The organism is Bacillus sp. FJAT-27231 (genome assembly GCF_001183975.1).
Lineage (GTDB): Bacteria > Bacillota > Bacilli > Bacillales > Domibacillaceae > Pseudobacillus > Pseudobacillus wudalianchiensis.
On sequence record NZ_LFZU01000001.1, the window covers coordinates 372,033 to 381,886 of the forward strand.

The following is a 9,854-nucleotide window of genomic DNA, read 5'->3' on the forward strand; positions in this document are numbered from 1 at the left end:
CTCTTAAAAATAAAACGATTCCGGTTTTCAGGCCGGAATCGTTTTATTTTTTCTTTTTAGAATACAAAAATACTTCTTCAGCAAGATCGTCAATGAATCTTGCGCCTACTTCTCTATTTACATATTTAAGCTCTGCCGCGATTTTAATAATAAAAATACATTTTTCAGCTGAGGATTGAATAAGAGTTAGCATCGTATTGACGGCGACTAAAAATTCTTTATAGTCGTGCCCCTTTCCTTCGTAGATAACAAACCCTTCAGTCTTAACGGGCTGGAAATCAGAATCCTTATCTGCTGGGATATCATCATGAACGACAGAAAAAGAATAAGTTGACGGCTGCTGTTCAGGCGTATCGGTTTTATAAAGGCTTTTAGCATGCTTAATTAACTGTTTTATTTTTTTATCTTGGAATGACTGTTTCAACTGCCCAATGAGCTCCTCTTCTTGAGAGCCTTCTTCTAGGCTGCTCCAGCATATTAATAGCTTTTCATTCATGTTGTTTTCTTCTCCCTTTGTTTTTTGTAATAGTCTTATACCCACTTTTCCTTGGGAGAGACTTATTCAGGCGAAGCTGAATAAAAAAGTATGAACTATTGCTTTAAAGAAAGAATATCAATATTTGAGATAGCTGACAAATGAAAGGCTGAAAACAACTGTATAAAGATTGAAGAAGCGGGAAACGTGGTAACATAACTGATAAAGGGGAGATGAATGTGACAAGTCCATTTACAGACGACAGTTTATCTTTGCATACCGACTTATATCAAATCAACATGGCTTTTACGTATTGGAAAGATGGTATCCATGAAAGAAAGTCTGTGTTTGATTTGTTTTTTAGAAAAATGCCATTTGAAAATGGTTATGCTGTCTTTGCAGGATTAGAGAGAGCTGTTGATTACCTAAAGGACCTTCAGTTTACCGATAGTGATATTGACTATTTGCGTAGTATTGGTGAATATGAAGAGGATTTTTTGCAGTATTTAAAAAAGCTGACATTCACGGGTAATCTTCGTTCTATGAAGGAAGGGGAAGTCGTATTTGGGAATGAGCCGCTTGTTAGGGTGGAAGCGCCGCTTATTGAAGCCCAGTTAATCGAAACGGCACTCTTAAATATCATTAACTTTCAGACATTAATCGCTACGAAAGCAGCCCGAATTAAAACGGTATGCGGTGATGATATAGTAATGGAATTTGGTACAAGGCGGGCGCAGGAAATGGATGCGGCGATTTGGGGTACCCGCGCAACTTATATTGCGGGGTTCGATGCTACAAGCAATGTACGCGCTGGTAAGCTGTTCGGTATTCCGCCAGCCGGCACACATGCTCATGCGATGGTCCAAGCATATCGAGATGAATATACAGCTTTCCGCAAGTACGCAGAATCCCACAAGAATTGTGTTTTCCTAGTGGATACGTATGATACCTTAAAATCAGGTGTGCCGAATGCTATTCAAGTGGCGAAGGAGATGGGAGACCGAATTCATTTCGCTGGAATCCGTCTCGATAGCGGCGATCTCGCTTATTTATCGAAGGAGGCACGAAAGCAACTCGATGCAGCGGGCTTTCACAATACGAAAATTGTGGCGTCAAACGATCTTGACGAGTATACAATTTTAAACTTGAAAGCTCAAGATGCCAAAATTGATACGTGGGGAATTGGGACAAAGGTGATTACCGCTTTTGACCAGCCAGCCTTAGGAGCGGTCTATAAATTAGTATCCATTGAAAATGAACATGGAGAGATGGAGGACACAATCAAAATTTCCGGCAACCCTGAAAAAGTATCGACCCCTGGCAAGAAGCGTGTATATCGGATTATTAGCCGGGCGAGTGGCAAGTCAGAAGGGGATTATATTGTATTGGAAGAAGAAAAGCCATATGAACAGGAGAAAATTAAAATGTTTCATCCGGTACACACCTATATTTCCAAGTTCGTGACTAATTTTGAAGCACGGGATTTACATGAAGATATTTTTGTGAAGGGAGAGCTTGTTTACCAGCTTCCAGAACTGGATGATATGCGTCACTATTTAAACAGCAGTCTCGAATTGTTATGGGATGAATATAAACGAATATTAAATCCAGAAGCTTACCCAGTCGACTTGAGTGAGAAATGCTGGAATAATAAAATGGAGCTTATTCAAGAAGTGAAAGAAAAAACGGAAAAGAGATTAAAGCAGCATCATCTTGAGGAGGAGAGTAAAGAATGACAGATTTACAAAAAAAGATTATCGAGGAGCTGAAAGTAAAGCCTGTTATTGACCCGCAGGAAGAGATCCGAAAGAGCATTGATTTTATGAAAGCCTACGTACGAAAGTATTCTTTCCTAAAAGGTTTTGTGCTCGGAATTTCTGGCGGCCAGGATTCTACGCTTGCGGGGAAGCTGGCGCAAATGGCTGCCGACGAGTTGAAAGAAGAAACGGGATCGGATGAGTATAAGTTCTATGCTGTCCGCCTTCCGAGCGGTGTTCAAAAGGATGAAGATGACTGTCAAGATGCTCTTAACTTCATTCAACCTGATGAAATATTTACAATTAATATTCAACCTGCCGTAGATGCAAGTGAACAAGCTCTAAAAGCGGCTGGTATTGAGCTGACAGACTTTGAGAAAGGGAATGAAAAAGCCCGCGAACGTATGAAAGCTCAATATAGCATTGCGGCTATGAGAAACAGCGTTGTCATTGGAACCGATCATGCTGCTGAAGCGATCACTGGCTTTTTCACTAAGTATGGCGATGGCGGCTCTGATATTGTTCCGCTCTATCGTTTAAATAAAAGACAAGGACGTCAATTGTTAAAAGCTCTAAATTGTCCGGAGCATTTATATGCAAAAGTACCGACAGCTGATTTAGAGGATGACCGTCCAATGCTTCCTGATGAAGACGCTCTTGGAGTGTCTTATGAATACATCGATGATTACTTGGAAGGAAAAGAAGTGCCAGAGGCGGCTAGAAAACGGATTGAACAATTATATTTAAATTCACAGCATAAACGGCATTTGCCAATTAGTATTTTTGATGATTTTTGGAAGTGATAGATAGACGGCCTGCTTTAAAATAAGCAGGCCTTTTTTGTATATAATGAATAAAACCGCTTACCATTTTTTGTGAAATCCTATATAATTAATATAGTTTTAAATGAATGTTAAAGTAGCGCTCGAGTCACTATCATCACAGGAGAAAAAGCACCAAAATGACAAAACAGCATAAGAAAATAACAAGCCTGACATGCTGACTGCTAAGGAGTGTCAGGTTTTTTAGACCACATTAGAGGAGATTGAGAGTATGTACAACGAGCTGAAGGGTTTAAGTGTGGCGGAGCAAGTAGAGAAGTTGACAAAAACGTTAGTGGGGATTCCAAGTGTCAATGGCTCGGAAAAAGGCGAGGTAGCGGTGGCCGATGCGATTTTGCGTATTTTGCGTTCGTACCCGTACTTTCAAGAGCACCCGGCGCTTGTTTGGGAACAGACTACGATTGATGATGCTTTAAATAGAAAAAATGTCTTTGCATTTATCAAAGGTGGAATCAATGCCAAACAAACGATTATTTATCACGCTCATATTGATACAGTCGGTGTTGAGGATTTTGGTTCCTTGCGTGCTCATGCTTTTGATCCCGATTACTTGCAAAGCTTTTTTAGCGGGTTTGAGCAAAATCCAGATGTTCAAGCTGATGCCCAATCAGGTGACTGGATGTTTGGACGTGGAGCGGTAGATATGCAAAGCGGTGCGGCCGTTCATTTGGCTAACCTGCTTTACTTTTCAGAACACCATGATGAACTTCCCGGTAATTTGCTTGTCATGTTCAATCCTGATGAAGAAAGCCAGCATGCAGGCGTTAAAAGCGCCGTCTTTGAGCTTGAACGTTTAAAGAATGAGTGGGGTTTAGAATATATTGCTGCCATTAATGATGATTTCATTACTCCTCAATATGATGGCGACATAACAAGATATATTTATACGGGAGCAGCAGGTAAAATTCTTCCGAGCTTTTACATCTATGGAAGAGAAGCGCACGTAGGGGATACACTGCAAGGAGTGGACCCGAATTTTATCGCCGCAGAGCTAACGAGAAGAATTCATAATAATGTTGAGCTTTGTGAAAATATTCCTGATGAAATGGTGTTGCCGCCGACGTGTTTATTCCAGCGGGATAACAAGTTTACCTACAATGTACAAACAGCAACGAGCAGTTATTTGTATTTTAACTACTTTTTATACCGTGACTCTGCTGCTGACGTCATGAAGAAGCTTCGCCAAATTACAGTAGAAGCCTGTCAGGAAATAACTCAATATTTATCAAGCCAGTATGAAGAGTATATAAAACGCTCAGGGCTTCCGCGAAAAAATTTGAACTGGGACATTGAGGTTGCCTCTCTCGAGGAGTATAGCCAAGATTTAAAAAATAGAGGGATCGATGTAGAGGCGGTTTGCGCCAAAGTAACAGAGGAGCATAGAATGCTTGATGTACGAATGATTTCCTTTAAAATAGTAGAAGTATTAAACGAATTGGATCCTTATAAAAAGCCGCGGGTCATTTTGTTTTTTGCTCCGCCATACTTGCCTCATAACTTCTTGCGAGAAGATAACCCAGCGGAACAAGCTATTTTGAAAACCATCAAGAATGTATTAGAGAAAGTGGAAAGGGAAAGCGGCGAAAAGTTTGAAGTGAAAAAATTCTTCCCTTATTTAGCTGACGGCAGCTATTTATCTATTCATGAGACGAATGAAGAGCTGCAAAGCCTATTGAACAATTTGCCAAGTGTTGGAGGTCTTTATACGCTGCCTATTGAAGAGATACGCCGGTTAAATATTCCTTCTATAAACATGGGGGTCTATGGAAAAGACGGCCACAAATGGACGGAACGCGTTTATAAGCCGTACTCGTTCGGCATTTTGCCTAAACTCATCAGAGAAACGACGATCAGCTTATTAAATTATGTACCCGTAAAAATAAATTAATGAACGAAAAAGATCCAGGTTCTTCCTTCTGAGCTGAAGTGTTGCAGCCGCGAAGGAGTCCTGGCTTTTTCTTATTAGTATGGCAATGAAATTAGGTGAACCAGTTGAAAAATTATGTCGTCCTTTTTGATCTGATTTGTTATGTAGCTATTCCATTGCTTATCTGGAATTTCGGCAGGGATCTTCTTGGTGATTATTATACCATGCTCGTCTCGTCTGTTCCTGGAATTCTTTATAGCATCTATCGCTTTATTCTAATTAAAACATTCAACTTATTTGGTATTTTTATGCTTGGAAATTTAATTGTGGGCACCCTAATAGATGTACTAGCTGGATCTGCTATGCAGTTATTGTGGAATAATGTATTTTACTCTTATGCGATCGCTTTGCTGTTTATTATATCGGTGCTAGTGAATAGACCGCTTTTTCTCTTTTTTGCTATTGATTTTACTGAATTGCAAGGCAGTGACCGTCATGAGATGAAAAAATCGTTTTATCAAAAAAAGGTACTTCGTACTTTTAAATGGATTACCCTATTGTTTGCTTTTAGGGATGTATTGCTGGCATCCATCAAAATATGGTTAATAAGAGAGTACGGGGTAGATGCATTTGATAAAGGCATTGTGTTAAGACAAGTGCTGAGCTGGGGCATTACCGCCGTATCGGTTATTGGTTTCATTTATATATCAAAATTACTTCAAACAAATGATGAAGAATCCATTCGTCCCCCTGTTTGAAGCATCTCTCTAAATGTTCAGAATAACAAGAAGGAGAAAAAAGCGGTTACATTCTGAAGGTGTTTTTTACTGAATATTTAATTAACGCCAGAACAGCTTGACCGTCAGGATTGATAGATATAAAATGAGGTCAAATTAGCTCGAATAATCAATTTCTCCTTCGTATATTTTCGACAATATGGGTCGAAAGTTTCTACCAAATCACCGTAAATGATTGGACTATGAGGGCAGGTTCTTATGTAAACAACTAGAATTCTGCTCTCCATAATGATGAGAGGATTCTAGTTTTTATTTTATACGCATCGAGCAGTATCTTATTGCACAATAGAGGAGTGGAAAGAGTGGCAGGAAAACCGGAATTACATAATCAGGAAATGATTCTTGTTTTAGATTTTGGCAGTCAATACAATCAATTGATTACTCGCCGTATTCGGGAGTTTGGTGTGTATAGTGAGCTTCATCCGCATACAATCACTGCAGAAGAAGTAAAAGAAATAAACCCAAAAGGTATTATCTTTTCCGGTGGACCGAACAGCGTTTACTCGGAAAATGCATTTCATTGCGATGAGGAAATCTTTGAATTAAATATTCCGATTCTTGGTATTTGCTATGGTATGCAGCTGATGACGAAGCATTTTGGCGGGAAAGTAGAACCTGCTTCACACCGTGAATACGGGAAAGCAGCGATTCAAGTGAAAAATGAAACAGCACTTTATAAAGGTTTGCCAGCTGAACAGGTTGTCTGGATGAGCCATGGTGATTTAGTCACAACTGCTCCGGAAGGCTTTTCTGTTGATGCGGTGAATCCTTCTTGCCCGATTGCTTCTATGAGTAATGAAGAGAAGAAGCTTTATGCTGTGCAATTCCATCCGGAAGTGAAACACTCTGTGTATGGTATTGAGCTTTTAAAGAACTTTGTATTTGAAGCGTGTGATTGCAGCGGCGATTGGTCCATGGAAAACTTCATTGAAGTAGAAATGGAAAAAATCCGTCAAGTCGTTGGAGATAAAAAGGTACTTTGCGCTTTAAGCGGCGGGGTAGATTCTTCTGTTGTAGCCGTATTAATTCACAAAGCAATTGGTGATCAGTTAACATGTATTTTCGTCGATCATGGATTGCTTCGTAAAGGTGAAGCGGACGACGTAATGGAAACATTCGCGCAAGGCTTTAACATGAACGTAATTAAAGTAGATGCAAAGGATCGCTTCTTAAGCAAATTAAAAGGTGTTTCAGATCCTGAGCAAAAACGTAAAATTATTGGCAACGAATTTATTTATGTATTTGATGATGAGGCAACTAAGCTGGAAGGTATTGAATTCTTAGCGCAAGGAACACTTTACACAGATATTATCGAAAGTGGAACGGCAACTGCGCAAACGATCAAATCCCACCACAACGTTGGCGGACTGCCTGAAGATATGCAGTTTAAGTTGATTGAACCTTTAAATACGCTATTTAAAGATGAAGTTCGCGCTCTTGGAACAGAGCTTGGTATTCCTGATCATATTGTGTGGCGCCAGCCGTTCCCAGGACCGGGACTTGGCATTCGTGTTCTTGGAGAAATTAGTGAAGAAAAGCTAGAGATTGTACGTGAATCTGATGCAATCTTACGTGAGGAAGTTCGTTTGAATGGGCTTGAGCGTGAGATTTGGCAATACTTCACTGTGCTGCCGGATATCCGCAGTGTAGGGGTAATGGGAGATGCTCGTACGTACGATTATACAATCGGTATTCGTGCGGTGACGTCTATTGACGGCATGACATCTGACTGGGCACGGATCCCTTGGGATGTGCTTGAGAAAATTTCAACACGCATTGTAAACGAAGTACCACACGTTAACCGCGTTGTATACGACGTTACAAGCAAGCCGCCTGCTACAATTGAGTGGGAATAAATACGAACAAATCAAAGAAAAAAGTATAAAATGTTCGTCTTCTTATTGACCTGTTAGAAGAAGCCGGATAAAATGAGAGAGAATTAAATCTTGATGTACTCTTCGTATAATCTTGGGAATATGGCCCAAAAGTTTCTACCGAGCTGCCGTAAATAGCTTGACTACGAGGTAACAAATAGATAGATCTTTCTCTATCGTTTGGTATCTAAGTTGCGCTTCGGACGCTTTTGTCCGAGGCGCTTTTATTTTTTGATGGGGAAATAGGAAGGAGATTATGATGAAAAAGTTTTTCCAGTTTGAAGAGCTCGGAACAAATTACAGGCGTGAATTTATTGGAGGGTTAACGACCTTTTTGTCGATGGCATATATTCTCATTGTTAATCCAGTAACACTCTCGCTAAAAACAGTACCAGATTTACCGGATGCGATGAGAATGGATTATGGGGCTGTTTTTGTGGCTACCGCTATTGCAGCAGCGATTGGTTCCTTATTGATGGGATTAATAGCGAAATACCCGGTTGCTTTAGCACCTGGAGTAGGGTTAAATGCATTTTTTGCTTACACAGTCGTTTTAACATATGGAGTTTCCTGGCAAACAGCTTTAAGTGGTGTGTTGTTCTCAGGACTGTTCTTTATTTTGCTAACGTTATCTGGTTTGCGTGAGAAGATTATCAATTCGATTCCAACAGAGCTTAAACTCGCCGTTGGAGCTGGGATTGGTTTATTTATCACTTTTATCGGCTTTCAAAACGCCGGAATTATTGTTAATAATGATGCCGTTCTTGTTGGGATCGGCGATTTAACAGCTGGCAATACGCTTCTTGCCATTTTTGGAATTATTGTTACGGTCATTTTAATGACAAGAGGCGTTAATGGCGGAATCTTCATTGGAATGATCATTACAGCCGTAATTGGAATGGTGACAGGCCTCATTGATTTACCGAAAAGTGTGATCGGCACAGTACCAAGTATTGAGCCGACTTTCGGAGTTGCGCTGGAAACAATTTTTCAATCACCATCAGAAATTTTTACGATTCAAATGCTTGTTGTGATTTTAACATTTTTATTCGTGGACTTTTTCGATACAGCTGGGACACTTGTAGCTGTCGCTAATCAGGCGGGCCTAATGAAAGAAGATAAGTTGCCGCGTGCTGGGAAAGCTCTTTTTGCTGATTCATGTGCTACGGTCATTGGAGCATTGCTTGGAACATCAACAACAACTTCTTATATCGAATCTTCCGCAGGAGTAGCGGCCGGTGCTCGAACAGGGTTTGCTTCTGTTGTGACAGCAGGATTCTTTTTATTATCTTTGTTGTTCTTCCCGCTGTTAGAAGTTATCACAGCGCCAGTAACAGCTCCTGCTTTGATTATTGTCGGTGTTTTAATGGTATCTGCGCTCGGCCAAATTGACTGGATGAAGTTTGAAATTGCTGTTCCTGCATTTTTGACAATTGTAGCTATGCCGCTCACGTATAGCATTGCTACAGGAATTGCTATCGGCTTTATCTTTTATCCAATTACGATGATTGCCAAAGGTCGAGGAAAAGAGATTCATCCGATTATGTATTTCTTATTTGTTATCTTCGTGTTGTACTTTGTTTTTCTGATTTAAAGATTAAGAAAGAGGCTGTTTTCTGTACAGAAAACAGCCTCTTTTATTATTTTGGCCCTGTTATGCTTGGTTATTGATTTTTGTTGCAAGTAGATACTTTCCGTGTCGGTTCGCTAGGCCTCATTTTTCCGCAGGACGTTGAATCACACTCTGGAGCTTGCCCTGCAAAAGATCTTACAAATGCATGATGAAGGAGTCAGCGTTTTCTATTACAATCATTTGCTAAACTATAACATCCATTTTAAAAGAGTTGGTGATTTGAAAAGAGGGAAATGAAGCAATTAAAAAAGAAAATAAAAAGGAATAAAATTTATTTAAAAAAATATTGACGTTTTTAAAATTGCCTGTTATAGTATTGAGAGTCGCCGCTGATGATAAACAACAGCGAGACACTGAAAAAACTTTTAAAAAAGTTTTGACAAGCAGTAAACAAGATGATATAATAAGAAAGTCGCTATTGGGCGACGGTGAAAAATTGATCTTTGAAAACTGAACAAAATACATGCCAGTAAGTTAATTCTTATTTTAAATTATGAGCAAGTCAAACAATCTTTTTGGAGAGTTTGATCCTGGCTCAGGACGAACGCTGGCGGCGTGCCTAATACATGCAAGTCGAGCGGACTTGACGGAGCTTGCTCTGTTCTGTTC

The 9,854-nt window shown here is 39.9% G+C and carries 7 protein-coding genes and 2 riboswitches; of the genes, 6 read left to right on the forward strand and 1 reads right to left on the reverse strand.

The features are described 5' to 3' along the window. Positions 1-43: 43 nt before the first annotated feature. On the reverse strand, positions 44-496 hold the full coding sequence (locus AC623_RS01835) for a hypothetical protein (RefSeq protein WP_049659965.1): 453 nt from the start codon (positions 494-496) through the stop codon (positions 44-46). A 278-nt stretch (positions 497-774) separates the two neighbouring features. Here AC623_RS01835 and AC623_RS01840 point away from each other — a divergent pair, with 278 nt between their 5' ends. The 6 genes from AC623_RS01840 (at position 775) to AC623_RS01865 (ending at position 9,206) form a co-directional block, all read left to right on the forward strand. Beyond that, positions 775-2,211, forward strand: a complete 1,437-nt coding sequence (locus AC623_RS01840; RefSeq protein ID WP_442853551.1) for a nicotinate phosphoribosyltransferase — start codon at positions 775-777, stop codon at positions 2,209-2,211. Next, on the forward strand, positions 2,208-3,035 hold the full coding sequence (gene nadE, locus AC623_RS01845; protein WP_049659968.1) for an ammonia-dependent NAD(+) synthetase: 828 nt from the start codon (positions 2,208-2,210) through the stop codon (positions 3,033-3,035). Before AC623_RS01840 ends, nadE begins: the two co-directional genes overlap by 4 nt. A gap of 250 nt (positions 3,036-3,285) precedes the next feature. Continuing rightward, positions 3,286-4,962, forward strand: coding sequence for a M20/M25/M40 family metallo-hydrolase (locus tag AC623_RS01850; RefSeq protein ID WP_049659969.1), 1,677 nt, complete (start codon positions 3,286-3,288; stop codon positions 4,960-4,962). 104 nt (positions 4,963-5,066) lie between these two features. After that, a complete protein-coding gene (locus AC623_RS01855) occupies positions 5,067-5,699 on the forward strand; it encodes a VC0807 family protein (protein WP_049659971.1) in 633 nt (210 codons plus the stop codon). Between the two features lie 140 nt (positions 5,700-5,839). Continuing rightward, a riboswitch (purine riboswitch) is annotated at positions 5,840-5,941 on the forward strand. Positions 5,942-6,073: 132 nt separating this feature from the next. Then, positions 6,074-7,594: a glutamine-hydrolyzing GMP synthase gene (gene guaA / locus AC623_RS01860; protein ID WP_197091001.1), complete on the forward strand. Its 1,521-nt coding sequence runs from the start codon at positions 6,074-6,076 to the stop codon at positions 7,592-7,594. Between the two features lie 82 nt (positions 7,595-7,676). Further along, positions 7,677-7,778, forward strand: a riboswitch (purine riboswitch). Positions 7,779-7,871: 93 nt separating this feature from the next. Beyond that, the gene (locus AC623_RS01865) at positions 7,872-9,206 is read left to right on the forward strand and encodes an NCS2 family permease (RefSeq protein WP_049659975.1); all 1,335 of its coding nucleotides are present in this window, start codon (positions 7,872-7,874) and stop codon (positions 9,204-9,206) included. Positions 9,207-9,854: the final 648 nt, after the last annotated feature.

What these genes read in the sequence shown, in the direction of transcription:
- guaA (WP_197091001.1), top strand. Translation starts at nt 6,074, where the DNA reads ATGATTCTTGTTTTAGATTTTGGCAGTCAATACAATCAATTGATTACT.
- AC623_RS01865 (WP_049659975.1), top strand. Translation starts at nt 7,872, where the DNA reads ATGAAAAAGTTTTTCCAGTTTGAAGAGCTCGGAACAAATTACAGGCGT.
- nadE (WP_049659968.1), top strand. Translation starts at nt 2,208, where the DNA reads ATGACAGATTTACAAAAAAAGATTATCGAGGAGCTGAAAGTAAAGCCT.
- AC623_RS01840 (WP_442853551.1), top strand. Translation starts at nt 775, where the DNA reads ATGGCTTTTACGTATTGGAAAGATGGTATCCATGAAAGAAAGTCTGTG.
- AC623_RS01850 (WP_049659969.1), top strand. Translation starts at nt 3,286, where the DNA reads ATGTACAACGAGCTGAAGGGTTTAAGTGTGGCGGAGCAAGTAGAGAAG.
- AC623_RS01835 (WP_049659965.1), bottom strand. Translation starts at nt 496, where the DNA reads ATGAATGAAAAGCTATTAATATGCTGGAGCAGCCTAGAAGAAGGCTCT.